Source organism: Actinomadura sp. NPDC048021, from assembly GCF_040653135.1.
Classification (GTDB): Bacteria; Actinomycetota; Actinomycetes; order Streptosporangiales; family Streptosporangiaceae; genus Spirillospora; species Spirillospora verrucosospora.
Window position 1 is genome coordinate 163,072 of record NZ_JBEZJQ010000001.1, and the last position, 15,012, is coordinate 178,083.

The window sequence follows — 15,012 nt, forward strand, 5'->3', positions numbered from 1 at the left end:
GGCCGACCGTAACGGCGGAGGGAGGACCGGCGCGACGAGTTTTTCCGGCTAGGACGCGATCTCGCCGAGGGTCTCGATGACGCTGCGCAGGTGCGCGCGGGCGGCCTGCTCGGCGGCGGCCGGGTCGTGGGCGGCGATCGCGTCGATGATGGCGAGGTGCTGCGGGAGGGAGACCTGGGGGCGTCCCGGGTGCATGGCCAGCTTGAACTGGTGCCGGACGTTCTGGGCGCGCAGGCGCTCCAGGACGCCCGAGGCGGTCCGCTGCCCGCTGATCTCGCGGACGCGGCCGTGGAGGCGCTCGTTCAGCCGGGAGTAGCCGAGCACGTCGCCGGACGCGACGGCGGCGCGCATCTCCTCGCCGATCGTCCGCAGCTCGGAGACCTCGGCGGGGGCCGCGCGCTCGGCGGCCTTCGCCGCGCACAGCCCCTCGATCACCATCCGGACCTCGGAGATCTCGACGGCCTCCGCCACCGAGACGGCGCGCACCCGGGCGCCGCGGTTCTGGACGCGCTCGACCAGCCCCTCGCCCGCGAGCACGGCGAGCGCCGCGCGGACCCCGGCGCGGCTCGCCGCGAACTGCTCCGACAGGTCCGCCTCGACCAGCCGCTGGTTCGGCACGAACTCGCCGCCGAGGATAGCCTCGCGGATCGCGGCCGTCACGTCGCTCACGGAGTCTCCGGGATTGTCGCCAATTTTGGTGTGATCTAGGGTAGCGGTTCGCGGGACATCCCGGCCGCGGAGGAGGACGCATGACGGTGATCGCCGTACTGGGGCTCGGTGAGGCGGGCGGCGCGATCGCGCGCGACCTCGTGGCGGCGGGGGCGGTGGTGCGGGGGTACGACCCGGCCGTCGCCGCGTCCGGCGGGATCGTCCAGGCCCGGAGCGAGGCCGACGCCGCCGCCGGGGCCGATCTGGTGCTGAGCGTCAACAGCGCGCACGACGCGATCGCGGCGCTCCGGGCGGGGGTCGGCGCCGCCCGTGGCGCCGTGTGGGCCGACCTGAACACCGGCTCGCCCGGGTTGAAGCGGGAGCTGGACGCGCTCGCGCGGCGGGCCGGCGCCCGGTTCGCCGATGTCGCGATCATGGCTCCGGTGCCGGGCCGCGGGCTCGGCACGCCGATGCTGGCCTGCGCGGAGGGGGCCCGGGCGGTCGCCGCGGCCCTCACCCCGCTCGGCGCCGCGGTCGAGGTGATGGACGCGGAGGCGGGCGCGGCGGCCGGGCGCAAGCTGCTGCGCAGCGTGTTCTTCAAGGGGCTGGCCGGGTCGGTGGTCGAGGCGCTGGAGGCGGCGCGGGCGGCCGGCTGCGAGGACTGGCTCCGCGAGGACATCGTCGCGGAGCTGGCGGCGGCCGGGGAGCACACCGTGGACCGGCTCGTCGCCGGGACGTACCGGCACGCCGACCGCCGCGCCGCCGAGATGGAGGCCGCGGCGGCCATGCTGGACGAGCTGGGCGTCCCCCCGGCGATGGCCGCCGGGAGCCGCGACCTGCTGAGGCGGCTGTCCGCCCGCGGCGCGCGCTAGGCGCGGCCGTCGCGCAGGTCGTCGAGCAGCAGGCGGCTGAGCCGCAGCAGCTCCTTGTGCGGGTCCCACAGACCGGGGGCGTCGGTCCGCGGGCCGAGGTGGGGGCGCTCCATCTCGTCCTGCATCTTCTCGGCCTCCGCGAGCGCCGCGCCGTCCGGCACGTCGGGCAGTTCCCGGACGAGGCCGCCGAGGGTGCGGAGCACCTCCGCGTACCCGCGCAGGAAGTCCTCTCCCGGCACCACCGCCTCGTCGGCGTCCGCGAGCCGGCGCAGCGTCGCCGCGATCGACCGGCTGTAGGCCGTCGCGTGGTCGAGCATCGTCGTCAGCCGCGGCGCCGGCCACTGCCCGGGGACGTCCCGCCAGCGCAGCCGGTAGCCGCGCAGCTTCGCGCGGGGATTGGCGCGCAGGCTGGCCTCCCCCTGCTCGACCGCGTACCGCGCCTGCTCCTGGACGCTCACCAGCCGGGACTCGCGCTCCTGCCACAGCGAGCTCCACTCGGCGGGCTCGACGACGTCGTCGGCGAGCGTCCCGAGCGCGTCGGCCAGGGTCTCGCGCATCTCCCGGACCGCGTACTCGCCGCGCCGCAGGTACAGCGGCGGGAAGACGGCCGCGTTCACGCCGAGCCCGACCACGAGCCCGACCGCGACGTCGGCCAGGCGCGGCAGCGTGTAGCCGACGACCCCGTGCCCGCCCAGCAGCAGCGCGAACACCGCCGTGAACGGGACCTGGGACGCCTGCGCGCCGAGCCGCCGCCATCCCGACGCCATCATGGCGAGGACGACGACGATGGCGATGCCGGCGACGTTCGGGCCGACGAGCAGCCCGACGGGGATCGCGAGCGCCGCGCCGATCACGAATCCGCCCCCGTAGGCCAGGCTCTCCCGCACGGAACGCACGACCGTCGGGTACACCCCGAGCAGCGCGGCCAGGGGGGCGAAGTACGGCTGCGGTTCGCCGAACACGTACTTCGCGACCAGCCATGCCGTGACCGCCGCCAGGACGGCCTTGAGCGTCAGCTTCGCGCGCTCGTCCCAGTAACGGCGTCCCGCAAAAGGCATCAAATGCCGTCGAATCCTCCCAAAAATCACCGCTTCGCGGTTCCCTCCCACCGCGCTTCGAATCATGGCCGGGCGCGCGGGGAGGCTCGGGCGGGGCCCGTCCCGGGCGGTCCCGGTGAGCGAGACCACAGGGGGGTGATGTATGACACAAGACCGGTTTGCGGAAAGATGCCGGACGAGTGAGCGGAGGGAGGGGGTCACGTGGCGGGCAGGCGCGCGACACCGACCGGCAGGTACGGCGGCCGGTCCGCGGCCGAGCGGCGCGCCGAGCGGCGCCGCCGGTTCCTGGACGCCGGGCTGGAGATGTTCGGCCGCGGCCCCGGCTACCGCGGCACCACGGTCGCGGCGCTCAGCGAGGCGGCCGGGCTGTCCACCCGCCAGTTCTACGAGGAGTTCAGCACGCTGGAGGACCTCCTCGCCGAACTGCACCTGGAGGTCAACGACGCGGCCGAGCGGGACGTCCTGGCCGCGCTGCCGTCCGTCGCGGGCCTCGGGCTCGCCGAGCGCACGGCGCACCTGTTCCGCGCCTACGCCGCAAGCATCACCGCCGACCGGGCCCGCATCCGCATCGCGTTCGTCGAGATCATCGGCGTCAGCCCCCGGCTCGACCGCCAGCGCCTCACCCGCCGCGCCCGCTGGGTCCAGTTCATCTGCGCCGAGGCCGCCGCCGCGGCCGAGCGCGGCGAGATCACCGACCGCGACTACCGGATCGCCGCGACGGCGTTCATCGGCAGCATCAACGGCCTCCTGCACGACTGGACCGCCGGCTGGGTCGAGGCCACCCTCGACGAGGTCATCGACGAGCTCGTCCTGATGCTCCTCGGCCGCCTGCACCTCCAGGACGCCCTGCCCGCGCCCGGATCGGCCTCCCTCGACCCCGGGCCGCCCGACCGGTGACCGGTCGGCCGGGCCGTCAGGGGCGTGCGCGCTCGGCCCGGACGTCCGTCGTGGGGGTGACCAGGCCCAGGCGGGCCCCGGTCGGGTCGGTGACCACGGAGAACCGGCCGGGTTTGAGGTCGGTGGGCGGGATGCGGACGTGGGCGCCGAGCTCGGAGGCCAGGGCCGCGGACTCGTCGCAGTCGGAGACCCAGAAGAACGGCGTCCAGTGCGAGGGGTGGCCGGGCGGCCAGTGCTCGTCCATGGAGACCATGCCGGCCACCGCCCAGTCGCCGACCTTCCAGTGGGTGTAGACGGAGTCGTAGTAGTCCCGGTCGACGGCCCTCCAGCCGAAGACCTCGCCGTAGAAGCGGCGGGCGCGCTCGATGTCGCGGGCGGCGAGCTCCACCCAGACCATCGCGGACGGCTCGTCGACGACGCCCGCGCCCTTGAGGTCGTAGGGGTACCAGAGCCCGAAGTCGGCGCCCTCCGGATCGGAGCACAGGGCCATCCGCCCCAGGTTGGCGATGTCGGTGGGCTCCACCGTCTCCAGACCGCCCGCCCCGCGCACGGCGGCGAGCGTGGCCGGGATGTCGTCGGTCCGGAAGTAGCACGTCCAGGAGGCGGTCTCCGAGTCGTCGGCGAGCGCCTGCATCCCGGCGACCTCGGGCCCCTGGACGCCGCCCAGCGTGAACATCTCGTAGTCGCCGAGGTCGCCCACGGTCAGCGTGTAGGAGTACCAGCCGAACAGCTCGCGGTAGAACCGCTTGGACCCCTCCGGGTCCGGGCTCGCGAGTTCGGCCCACGACGCGTGGCCGGGGGGGAACGCGGTCACCTCGGGCATCGGATCACCTCCGGCATCGGATCACCTCCGGCATCGCCGCGCCCTGGCGGCACGCCCTGGGGCGCGCGTTCCTCCAGGCTAGGGACGCCCGCGCAATCCCCGCCGACACGAATCCCCAAGATCACCCCAATGTTCGCGTCTCCGTCCGGGCGGGGCGGCGGGCCGCGGTCATCCGTGCGGACGGAAGGTGAGGCGCGAGCCGGCCGCCGGGGTGAGGACGGCGAGGCGCGCCCCGCACGGATCGGTCATGACGGCGAAGCGGCCGGCCTTGATGTCGGTCGGCGGGACATGGACGACCGCCCCCAGCACGGCCGCCCGCGCCGCCGCGGCATCGCAGTCGGAGACCCAGAAGTAGGGGATCCAGTGGGGTTCGGAGTGGGCGGGCCACCACTCGGCCAGCGGCACCATGCCCGCCACGGACCACTCTCCGACCTTCCAGTTGGTGTAGTCGGGCGCGAGGTAGGAGCGGTCGACGGCCCTCCAGCCGAAGACCTCCCCGTAGAAGCGCCGGGCGCCCTCGACGTCGCGGACGGCGAGCTCCATCCAGCACATCGCGGACGGCTCGTCCACGACGCCCGCCCCCTGGAAGTCGTAGGGGTACCAGAGCGCGAAGTCGGCGCCCTCGGGGTCGGCGCAGTGGGCCATCCGCCCGAGATTGGAGATGTCGGTGGGCTCGCTCAGCTCCTGCCCGCCCATGGCGAGCACCCGGTCGAGGGCGGCCTGGACGTCGTCGGTCCGGAAGTAGCACGTCCACGTCGGTTCCATCGAGTCGTCCGCGAGCGGCTCCATGCCGGCGACCTCCGGGCCCTGGACGCCGCCGAGGGTGAAGATCGAGTAGTCGTTGAGGTCGCCCGCCAGCGTGTAGACGTCCCAGCCGAACAGGTCGCGGTAGAACCGCTGGGAGGCGCGCACGTCCGGGGTGACCAGTTCGACCCAGGCGGGATATCCGGGGGCGTATGCGGTTACTTCGGGCATCGCCGACCCGCAAAAGTTCGCATATCCCCACGTTACGGACCGCCGCGCAATTTCCAGGGCCGCGAAGACCCAAGATCACCCCAACGTCGGCGGTGCGCCCGGCCACGGCTCGTTTCCGACGCTCTCGACGGTCTGGAGGAGCCCCCAGACGAAGTGCGCGACGAGGACGGCGCCGTCCGGGCCCGTGATCGTCGCGTGCCACCGGCTCGGGACCTCGCCGTCCTGGTGCGCGACGGCGCCGAAGCGCGCGTCCACGTCGCCGGCGACGCAGGACCACGGGACGAGGTCGTCCACGGTGTCCAGCCGCGGGACGGGCACGCCCTCGTCCCGGACGAGCCACTCCTGCATGACGGAGCCGTCCGGCCCCATCATGATCTCGAAGCGCAGGCCCGGCCACAGGGGGAAGGGCCGCCACCAGGCCACCGCGCAGGCGACGTCGCCGATCGGACGCTCCTCGACCGCGACCGGCGGGCCGAGGACGGCCTCGTAGCGGCGGCGGCCGCGCGGGAACGTCCGCGACCGCAGGACGCGCTGCCACCGGGCGTTGACCTCGCGCATCTCCGTGCGCGAAGCGCCGAGCGACCGGATCGCGTCCTCGACGAGGCCCGGCTGGTAGTCGGCCATGCGCCGCAGCAGCACGAGCTGGAACTCCCGCCGGGCGAACCCCTTCACCGTGCCGCTCCCCGAACCGGCGGGCGGGCGGTCAGGACTTGCGGGCGCCGATGGACCTGGCGATGGTCGGCCAGCTGCGGACCAGCTCGATGCGCCAGTACTTCCAGTTGTGCATGCCGGGCCCGTACAGGTGGGAGGTGACCGGCACCCCCGCCTTCCGCGCGGCGGCGACGAAGTTCTCGTTCATCGTGCCGGCGAGCTGCTCGCCGATGCGCCCCGCGTCGTGGGGCGGGGTGTCGGCCTTGTCGTAGGGGCCGGGCTGCCCGTTGCCGGACGAGACGTAGACGCCGACGCCCTTGAGCCTGGACACCATGACGGTCGCGTCGTGCGCCCGCCAGTTCGCCCGCGCGGTGATCGGGTCGCCCCAGATGGCGGTGCCGGCCTCGCGGTTCATGGACGTCAGGATGACCGGCATGCCGGGCGCCGTGATGTTGAGGGCGCCGCTGTAGGAGGCGGCGTACTTGAACATGCGGTGCCGCTCGGCGTAGGTGATGGCGCCCTGCCCGCCGGACGACAGGCCGATCGCGGCGCGCACCGACCCGGCGTGGAAGTTGCGCTCCATCAGCGGGATGACCTCGCCGATGTGGAAGGTCTCCCACTCGGGGATGCCGCCCTTCCCGCCGTTGTACCAGTTGGTGTAGGACCCGTTCCAGCCGCCTTCGGGCATCACGACCATCGCGTCGTAGGGACCGATGACCTGCTCGATGTTGGAGTCCTTGGTCCAGGACAGGTAGTTGTTGTTGCCGCCGTGGTAGGCGTACACGACGGGCCACGACCTGGTGGCGCCGGCCTTCCAGCCCTTGGGGACCATCACGCGGGTCTTCACGGCGGCGCCCAGCGCCGGCGAGGCGATCGTGACGTCGAAGATCCGCGAGTTGATCTTCTTGACGCCCGTGATCGAGGCCCCGTCGGGGGCCTTGGCGTACTTGCCCGGCGAGGTGCCCGACGGCATCTGCGGCTTCTTGCCGCGGTTGCCCGCGTTGCTGTCGGGGTCGGTGGGGCTCGGCGTCCCTCCCCCGGTGCGGAACGGGTTGCTGTTCAGCGGGATGCTGGGCAGCTTCGCCGCACCCGGCGACTTCGTCGGGGAGGCGGACGCGCCGCCGGGGACCGACGGCTGCGTGGCGGGGCCGAACGAGGGGATCGGCTTGGAGTTCCCGCTGGCCTCCGACCTGCCCTTCGGGACCCCCACGCCGGCCTGCGCGAGGCCGACCATGACGGCGGGCAGCAGCACGGCCGCCGCCGCGGTGCCCGCGATGGCGATCTTCCTGTCGGTACGCTTCTTCATGACTCCCCAGCCGCTCGGGCCACGCCAGGCCCGACGCTCCGCTCGCCCGACGAAACTACTGTCCCCGCCGTCACAGCCGCAAGTATTGGCAGCGGATGCAATAAAGGCGAGATGATCCGTGACGCTGCGCCACCGGCCCGTGCCGCTACCCCCGCTTCCCCGGACGGATGGACTGGGCGTGCCGGAACACGTTTCCCGGATCCCAGTGCCGTTTGACCTCCTGGAGTTTCGCGTAGGCGTCCTTGTAGTAGAGGGTCTCCCACGTCTGGGACGACTCGTTCCAGCGCCCGTCGTTCAGATCCGCGTCGGGATAGCCGATGTAGCAGCCGTCCGTGGTCTCGCCGTCCGCGACGGGGACGCCGCCGGTCGCGGCGAACGTCGCCTTGTAGACGTCCCGGATCCACGCGATGTGCGTGTCCTCGTAGGCGTCATTCTGCGTCCAGTACACCTGGTACTGCAGTTTCATAATGGAATCGCGCTGCCGCGCCGCCGTCTTGTGCAGCGGCCGGTTGATGGCGCCGCCGTACGAGTCGACCTGGATGAGCGCCTGCGTGTTCACGTAGTCGGTGTACTTCTCTTTGCCGAGATAGGCCCACATCGCGTCGATCTGTTGGCGGGTAAACGGTTTGCGCAGGTAGGCCGACTTGTACTTTCCGCAGCGGTTCTCGCCGCTGGCGTTCAGCGCCTGGGTGGCGGTCAGCCACGGCATCACGCGCGGGATCTCCAGGTGCACGAAGTGCTCGCCCATCATCGTGCGCATCGGTCTCGCCGACGGGCCGATCCGCCCGTCGAGGGCCACGATGAAGTCGGTCATCGCCCTCGCCCCGTCGGGGTCGTCCACGTCCACCTGGGCCAGCAGCCCGATCTGGCCGTTGCTGACATGGTTGAGCTTCAGCATCGCGAAGAGCTTCCCCGCCGCCGAGGACGGGTCCTGGTGGTCGCGGAAGTACTCGCCGTACGCCCCCAGCAGGGCGGCGAACTCGTCCTTGGTGAAGTCCTTCCAGTCCCACGCGAGCGCCGTCAGCAGCACCTGCTTCGGCGGCTGCGGGAGCCCCCGGAACCAGAACCGCGTGACCACGCCGAAGTTCCCGCCCCCTCCCCCGGTGTGGGCCCACAGCAGGTCGCGGAGCCACCGGTCGCCGTCGTCGCGCCGGGCCACGACCAGCTCGACGTTCTGGCGCTCGTCCACCACCGCCACCTCCACCGCGTAGAGGTAGTCGACGGTGAGGCCGTGCTGCCGCGACAGCAGCCCGAACCCGCCCGCCGGGATGTGACCGCCGAGCCCGACCGAGTAGCACGACCCGCCGGGCAGCGCCTTGCCGCTGATCGGGTACAGGTGGCTGTAGACGTGCCAGTTCGTCGCCCCGGCCTCCACGCAGTACGCCTGCATCGCGGGGTCGTAGGACACCCCGCACATCGGGCTCACGTCCAGGATGACCCGCACGTCGGAGCCGCAGACGAAGTCCTCGTAGCAGTGGCCTCCGGCCTTCACCGTGATCCGCGTCCGCCGCGGGTCGGCCGGCCGTTCGCGCACCGCCTCGGCGAGCGCCGTCCGCGCCTCCTCGGGCGAGCGCACCAGCCGCACGTACTCGGGCTCTCCGATCCACCGCTGGTTGAACCCGCGGCTGAGCGCCGGGTACCGCCGGTCGCCGGGCCGGACGGTCGTGCTGGGCAGGGTCGGGGTCTCACTCATCGGGGCATCGCCTCCGCGCACCTCGGATATGGGATGCGAGGACACCTTCCCCACCATGTCATAAAGTAGTCGATCAGTAACGAACAGTTAGCATCTTGGTCAGGTTTTCGCTCAGCGCGTCCCACTCGCCCGCAAGTCGCGGTGCAACGGCGGAAAGGGGGGCCCTCTCCGCCGTTGCGGATCAGCGGAGGCGTCGGCCGCCGCTGGGTTGGGTCAGCGGAGGCGTGCGCCGCCGCTGGGTTGGATCAGCGGAGGCGTCAGCCGCCGCTGGATTGCGTACCGACCCGCACGGCGCCGCCGGCGGGTTCCTTGAGCAAGGAGACCGCGAAGGCGGCCACGGTGATCAGGATGATGCCCGCCCACTCCGGGAAGAGGGCGAGCCGCTGGTCGGAGTCGATCCAGCCGAGCGCGGCGCCGGCCATCCCCACCAGGGCATGGACCGGCGACGAGAACGACTGCATGATTCCCACGTCCTGCGTCGAGGAGCGGCGCAGGGCGGCGTTGACGCACACGACCGGCAGCACCAGCGTGAGCAGACCCGCCGGACCGGCCGCGTAGAACAGGTCCAGGGAGATCCACCCGTTGCCCCGCGCCTTGAACACCAGCGCGAGGAGCAGAACCGCCGCGATCAGGTTGGCGACGGCGGCGCCCTGGTCCTCCAGTCCGTGCTTCTTCATCTGCCCCAGCATGGTGACCGTGTTCCAGACGCAGAGCGCACTGATCAGGGCCCACAGCATCCCCACGGACTCGCCCGGCGAGGGCCGGTTGAGCATGACGACTCCGAACCCCACGAGCACGCGCCCGCAGATGTGCTGGAGTCCGTACGTGGTGGTCCGGTAGGGCCAGATCTTCTCGATGCCCACCAGCAGGTAACCGATCACCACGACGGCGGCGACGGTGCCCAGCGTCAGGTGGTCCACGGCGTACGGGTAGCTGTACGCGACGGCCGCGTTCCCTCCGGCGAGGAGGGAGATCCACAGCCACATGACAGCGGGGTAACGCCTGAACGGATTCCGTCCGGTGAACAGCATCACCGCGCAGAGCGCGACGGCGCCGACGGCTTGCATCGGCGCCGCCACCACCAGTGCCGAGTGGCCCGTCGTGAAGGCGTAGCCGACGGCCGACGACACCAGGGCGGCGATGACGAGACCCCGGCCGGCGAGCCGGCTGAGGTCGGGCGTAAAGGACATAAGCTCGTGCCCCTCTGGGTTGTGAGAGGCCGAGCGCTCCGCGAGCGGCAAGCCACCGGTTCGCGAACCGGTGGCCTGGGCTCACAGAGCGTTCGACCACCGGTTTCGGAAACCGGCAAGAGGGACCGTGCGGGATGGTGCCGATTTATCAACTACACCGGTCGATAAACCATGAAATGGTGCTGGGCGGGCGGCGAACCGGGCATGGCCTCACAGTGAGCGACCCGCGTCAGGATCCAGGATGCGACGGCGGAGGCGGCTCGTCAGCCGGACTGCCGATGCGCTCCCGCTCGCGACTCCGGACCGAGGTGCGTCATCGCTCCAGGTGGTGGGCGTAGAGGGCGCCTGCCTGGAAGCGGGTGCGGGCGCCGAGGCGGTCGCAGAGGTCGCGGACGCGGCGCTGGACGGTGCGGGTGCTGATGGAGAGTCGGCGCGCGATGGCGTCGTCGGTGAGGCCCGCGGCGAGGAGGGCGAGGACGGCGTCGTCCGGGGCGTCCTCGCCGGGGAGCGGGACGGCGGAGCGCCACAGGGCCTCGAAGAGGGAGACCAGCGCGTCCAGCAGGGCGGACGGGTGGACGATCAGGGAGCTGTCGACCGAGCTGGCGTGCTGGGAGGTGAGCGGCAGCATCGCGGTGCGGCGGTCGGCGACGGCGAGCTTGATGGGCACGGCGCCGAGGCGGGCCTGCTCGCCGGACGCGACGGCGCGGCGGACGTACTCCAGGGCGCGGGGCTCGTCGAGCGCTTCGGGGCCGTAGATGCCGCGCACCGTGATGCCGCGGCGCATGGTGCGCTCCTGCTCGTCGCTCGACACGGCGGCGTCGGTCGCGAACGGCGGCTGGACGAGGACGAGCAGCTCCTCGCGGGCGCCGTTCATGAGTTGCAGGTAGCGGCGGGACACCGCCGCCCGGCCGCTGACGACCTCGACGAGCTCCTCCGGGTGCGGGGCGGCCTCGGCCAGGAGCGGGCCGATGGCGGCACGGCTGCGGGCGATCTCCTCCTGGCGGCTGGCGACGAGGGCCTCCACCGCGACGTGGGGCGGGGTGGCGAGGAGCCGCAGCGGGCGGCCGGCCAGGCGGGTCACGAGTCCGAGTTCCTCCAGGCGCGGCAGGAGGCGGCGCAGGGCCGCGACGGACGCGCCGTGGCGCGCGGCGAGGTCGGCGAGGGTGGACGGGCCCTCCCGCAGCAGGGCGCGGTACGCCCCCTCCTCGGCGGCGGTGACCCCGAGCCCCTCCAGGAGCGGCGAATCGGACACGTCCTAAATCTACGGTGTCCCGGTCCGTTTGACGGGTTCCCGCCATGGCGGAAGCCGCCAGCGCCTTCCCTGGATCGGCCGCGGCGGCCGGCCCGACAATCAAGATCCACTTTTTGGGGAGGGATGGCCATGTGGTCGAGAACCGCGGCGGCCCTGGGGATCGGCGCGCTGGCGCTCGCCGCGCCCGCGCCCGCGGCGGCGGACGCCGGGCCCGCGTCCGCGTTGCGCGCGGAGGCCGGAGCATTCGACGTCACGCTGCCCACCGGTGACACGGTGCACGTCGCGGGGGGCGGCACGACCGTGACGCCCGCGCCGGGGCGCGACCCGGCGTTCTCCGTCCGGCACAGCGGAGGCGACCTGTACGTCGTCCCCGCCGACCGGCTCGGTGACGATCCGGAACGGTACAACGTGACGGCGCTGCACGAGCGGCGGCCGGCCGCGCCGGAGCCGAAGGCGAAGGCTTCCGGCGAGCTGGTCACCGTCCGGGTGAGGAGCATCGCGCGGGACGGGCGGCCCGGCCCCGGCGCGGTCGGCTTCCTGAACGTGAAGGACGCCTCGCTCGGCAACGCCCACCGGCCGCTGCCCGGCGACCCGGACGGCCCCTGCACCGACGAGGGCTGGAACGACTCGAACTGCGTCCGGCTGGCGCCGGGGACGTACTCCGTCATGGGCGTCGTGAAGACGATGCCGTCGTGGGCGCCGAGCACCGACGGCGGCAAGCCGCTCGACTACAGCCTCGTCGGCTACCCGGAGATCGAGATCACCGGGGACACCGAGATCGTGCTGGACGCGCGCAAGGCGCGGGAGGTGACGGTCCGCACGCCCGAGCACGCCACCGCGCCCGGACCGGGAGCGGTCAGCCACCTGATGTGGACGCGCGGCACCGCGAACGGTCAGGCCGTGGACGAGGGCGTCTACCTGGGCGACGGATCGATGCTGGAGGAGCGGGTGTTCCTCCAGCCGACCGAGCGGGTCCGCACCGGGACGTTCGAGGCCTACACGCGGTGGCGGCTGGAGGCGCCCGCGATCACGATGCGGGCGGGGAGCCGGGCGCTGCGCCCGCAGTACTATCCCGCGGCCTACTTCAGCGACACCTCGGACCAGTTCCCGCGCCTCGACGGCAGGGCGGAGATGCGGGTCGCGGACGGGGACAGGCCGGGCGCCGACCTGCGCGGCCGGCTCGCCCTCGTCCAGCGCAGGGACGGCGTGCCCGTCGCCGAGCAGGTCGAGAGGGCCGCCAGGGCGGGTGCGCGCATGGTCGCCGTCTACAACGACGCTCCCGGCGTGAACGACGACCCGGGCGGCTACGGGAGGCCGCTGAAGGTGCCCGCGGTCCGCCTGTCCCACGAGGAGGGACGCGCTCTCCTGCGGGAGCGGGCGACGGTCACGGCCAAGGGCATCGTGGACAGCCCCTACCAGTACGACCTCGTGTTCCCGGAGGAGGGGCGGATTCCCGAGAACCTGGACTACGTCGCTCGCACAAGGGATCTGGCGCGGATCGACAGCGCCTACCACGGCGATGGCGCCATGACCGCCGCGCGCTACAGCAAGCGCCCCTGGGAAGAATTCGCCCTCGCGTACGCCCACCCGGTCACCGGAACTCCGAGAACGCGCGTGGAGTACGTTTCAGCCGATCCGAAAACGCAGTGGTCCGCGATGGCGGTCACTCCGGAGCAGCCCTACAACAACGCTTTCCCCGGCCCGGAGACACCGCACGTCGTGCTCGGCGAAACGAAATGGTCGTCGTACAGGGCGGGGCAGCGCGACGCGCACAGCTGGAACAAGGGACCGCTCACCGGCGGCGTCAGCGCGCAGTCACCGATCGTCCGCACCGGCGACCTGATCCGGCTCCGCGTCGGCCTGGCGGACGCGGCACGCAATTTCTCCGACGTCTACTCCAGCTCCTTTCCGAATGGCTTCGCCACCGACTTCCGCGTCCACCGGGACGGCGAACTGATCGCGCAGACGGCCTACAAGCCGAACGGCACCCTGATGACGACCCCGGAGGACGCCGAGTACCGGATCGAATTCGACTTCGCCAACAGCGCCCCCTGGGCCCGGCTGTCCACGCGCTCCAGAACGTCGTGGACGTTCCGTTCCGCGCGCACGGCCGATCTCACCGTCCTTCCGCTGCTCCAGGTGGGTTACGACGCGGCTCTCGACCCGCAGAACAGGACGCGCTCCAGGACGTTGAAGCTCACGGTCGCCCACCAGGACGGCTCGCCGGCGCCGCTGCGCCGCCTGTCCCTCCAGACATCGTTCGACGACGGCGGGACCTGGACGGACGTCCCGGTGCGGGACGGCGTCGCGCGCCTCCACGGGAAGGGGGCGGTGTCCCTGAGGGTCACCGCCGAGGACGGCCGGGGCAGCTCGATCACCCAGGAGACCATCCGCGCCTACGAACTGCACTGACGGCCGAGCGCCGTGACCCCGGCGGAGGGCCGGGGTCACGGTGCGGGGGCGGGTCCGGCCGACGTCAGGACCGGGCTCCCGCCCTGCCGGGGATCAGGGCTGCTTGTAGTCGTACTTGGCCGTGATCTTGGCCGAGGACGGGCAGAGGATGCCGCTCGTCTTGGGGACGACCTGGTTGGTGAAGGTGGCGGTGAACGGGAAGTTCGTGGCCGAGGCGGTGCCGGTCAGGGTCCCGCCGTAGGTGCAGCCGATCGCGCTCATCGAGAAGTTGTTGATCTTGACGGTGGTGCCGCTGAAGGTGCCGCTCCAGGGCAGGGCCCCGGGAGTGACGGTGACCCCGCAGCCGCCGGCGCTCGCGGACGTGTAGGACGCGTTGACGCCGCCCGACAGGACCGTGCCCTTCAGCACGGAGCTGGTGCAGCTGGCCGGGACTCCCGCGTCGATCACCATGGTGCCGTTGAGGGTGGCGGTGAACGACCCGGTGTTGACGGCCAGAGCGGGGGAGGCCGTCAGGGCGACGGTGGCGGTGGCGGCGGCCGCGACCGCGGCCGAGGCGATCGCGGCGGTCTTCGTGGTGCGAGACAAGGGGGGTCCTCATTTCGAACGGTGGGCGTCGCGCCTGCACCCGAAGGGGTGGGGTGGGAGGTCCGTCGATTCGTGCGCGGCTCCGCCCATGGCCGGTGGGGAGGCCGCCGCGAATCGGGGACCGGGCCGGGGAACCGCCCTGTCGCCCTCGACACGGGTTCCAACCGGAGTAGAACGCGTTCTAACAGAGACCATAGACAAGGGCGGTTGGGTGGTCAATACCTGGACGACACTCTGTCATTATCTGAAGATGACACTGTTCATAAAATGCCGTCGCGCATGTCCGTAAGTGGGTATCCATGCAGGATACAGACGTATTTGTGATCAGCGGCCTTCTTCGGCTCCCGTGCCGCAGCCTCCCTCACGCCGAAACCCCGAGAAGAGAGGCAAGGCCGGTAAGAACCGGTTACAGAGCGCCAACGCGGCACCGGGTTTACGAGGGAGCGTCCAGGCGCCTGTGAAATTTCAGATTCGCTCTGATCGGCATTGAAAACTCGGTTCCGTCTCGATGGCGCGGCATCGGTGAGCTGGCGTTTCGCCCGTGGCTCCAGTTCCCGTAACGCCCGCCTGGACCGGTCTCCCGGCCATTGTCAGGCGGGCGGTTCCGGTCCATCGTGACGGGATCGCGAGCGTCCGTGAGCGTCCGCAGG

Annotated in this window: 13 protein-coding genes; 3 read left to right on the forward strand and 10 right to left on the reverse strand. The window is 72.1% G+C overall.

Features of this window, described 5'->3' with window-relative positions:
- Positions 1-48: 48 nt before the first annotated feature.
- Positions 49-669 (reverse strand): GntR family transcriptional regulator, encoded by a 621-nt coding sequence (locus tag AB0C87_RS00770; RefSeq protein ID WP_345183328.1) that lies wholly within the window; start codon positions 667-669, stop codon positions 49-51.
- An 80-nt stretch (positions 670-749) separates the two neighbouring features.
- On the opposite strand from AB0C87_RS00770, the gene AB0C87_RS00775 reads away from it, so the two are divergent.
- Positions 750-1,520, forward strand: coding sequence for a DUF1932 domain-containing protein (locus AB0C87_RS00775; protein WP_353832938.1), 771 nt, complete (start codon positions 750-752; stop codon positions 1,518-1,520).
- Here AB0C87_RS00775 and AB0C87_RS00780 read toward each other — a convergent pair.
- The gene (locus AB0C87_RS00780) at positions 1,517-2,578 is read right to left on the reverse strand and encodes an FUSC family protein (protein WP_360575880.1); all 1,062 of its coding nucleotides are present in this window, start codon (positions 2,576-2,578) and stop codon (positions 1,517-1,519) included. The two genes, AB0C87_RS00775 and AB0C87_RS00780, sit on opposite strands and share 4 nt — an antisense overlap.
- Positions 2,579-2,779: 201 nt before the next feature.
- Here AB0C87_RS00780 and AB0C87_RS00785 point away from each other — a divergent pair, with 201 nt between their 5' ends.
- Positions 2,780-3,475 (forward strand): TetR/AcrR family transcriptional regulator, encoded by a 696-nt coding sequence (locus AB0C87_RS00785; protein ID WP_345183334.1) that lies wholly within the window; start codon positions 2,780-2,782, stop codon positions 3,473-3,475.
- A gap of 16 nt (positions 3,476-3,491) precedes the next feature.
- On the opposite strand, the gene AB0C87_RS00790 is transcribed toward AB0C87_RS00785, so the two are convergent.
- From AB0C87_RS00790 to AB0C87_RS00820, 7 genes are all read right to left on the reverse strand, one after another.
- Positions 3,492-4,298, reverse strand: coding sequence for a VOC family protein (locus AB0C87_RS00790; protein ID WP_345183336.1), 807 nt, complete (start codon positions 4,296-4,298; stop codon positions 3,492-3,494).
- A gap of 168 nt (positions 4,299-4,466) precedes the next feature.
- On the reverse strand, positions 4,467-5,273 hold the full coding sequence (locus tag AB0C87_RS00795) for a VOC family protein (RefSeq protein ID WP_353832941.1): 807 nt from the start codon (positions 5,271-5,273) through the stop codon (positions 4,467-4,469).
- A gap of 75 nt (positions 5,274-5,348) precedes the next feature.
- Entirely contained in the window at positions 5,349-5,945 is a 597-nt protein-coding gene (locus AB0C87_RS00800) for a hypothetical protein (protein ID WP_360575882.1), read from the reverse strand.
- 31 nt (positions 5,946-5,976) lie between these two features.
- Positions 5,977-7,230, reverse strand: coding sequence for an alpha/beta hydrolase family protein (locus tag AB0C87_RS00805; RefSeq protein ID WP_360575884.1), 1,254 nt, complete (start codon positions 7,228-7,230; stop codon positions 5,977-5,979).
- A gap of 145 nt (positions 7,231-7,375) precedes the next feature.
- The gene (locus AB0C87_RS00810; RefSeq protein ID WP_360575886.1) at positions 7,376-8,923 is read right to left on the reverse strand and encodes an FAD-binding oxidoreductase; all 1,548 of its coding nucleotides are present in this window, start codon (positions 8,921-8,923) and stop codon (positions 7,376-7,378) included.
- A 257-nt stretch (positions 8,924-9,180) separates the two neighbouring features.
- The gene (locus AB0C87_RS00815) at positions 9,181-10,113 is read right to left on the reverse strand and encodes a hypothetical protein (protein ID WP_360575888.1); all 933 of its coding nucleotides are present in this window, start codon (positions 10,111-10,113) and stop codon (positions 9,181-9,183) included.
- A gap of 313 nt (positions 10,114-10,426) precedes the next feature.
- The gene (locus AB0C87_RS00820; protein WP_345183348.1) at positions 10,427-11,365 is read right to left on the reverse strand and encodes a helix-turn-helix domain-containing protein; all 939 of its coding nucleotides are present in this window, start codon (positions 11,363-11,365) and stop codon (positions 10,427-10,429) included.
- A 129-nt stretch (positions 11,366-11,494) separates the two neighbouring features.
- On the opposite strand from AB0C87_RS00820, the gene AB0C87_RS00825 reads away from it, so the two are divergent.
- Positions 11,495-13,777 (forward strand): PA domain-containing protein, encoded by a 2,283-nt coding sequence (locus tag AB0C87_RS00825; RefSeq protein WP_360575890.1) that lies wholly within the window; start codon positions 11,495-11,497, stop codon positions 13,775-13,777.
- 93 nt (positions 13,778-13,870) lie between these two features.
- Here AB0C87_RS00825 and AB0C87_RS00830 read toward each other — a convergent pair whose 3' ends face one another.
- Positions 13,871-14,362 carry a hypothetical protein gene (locus tag AB0C87_RS00830; protein ID WP_345183352.1) on the reverse strand — a complete coding sequence of 164 codons (492 nt, stop codon included), beginning with the start codon at positions 14,360-14,362 and terminating at the stop codon, positions 13,871-13,873.
- Positions 14,363-15,012: the final 650 nt, after the last annotated feature.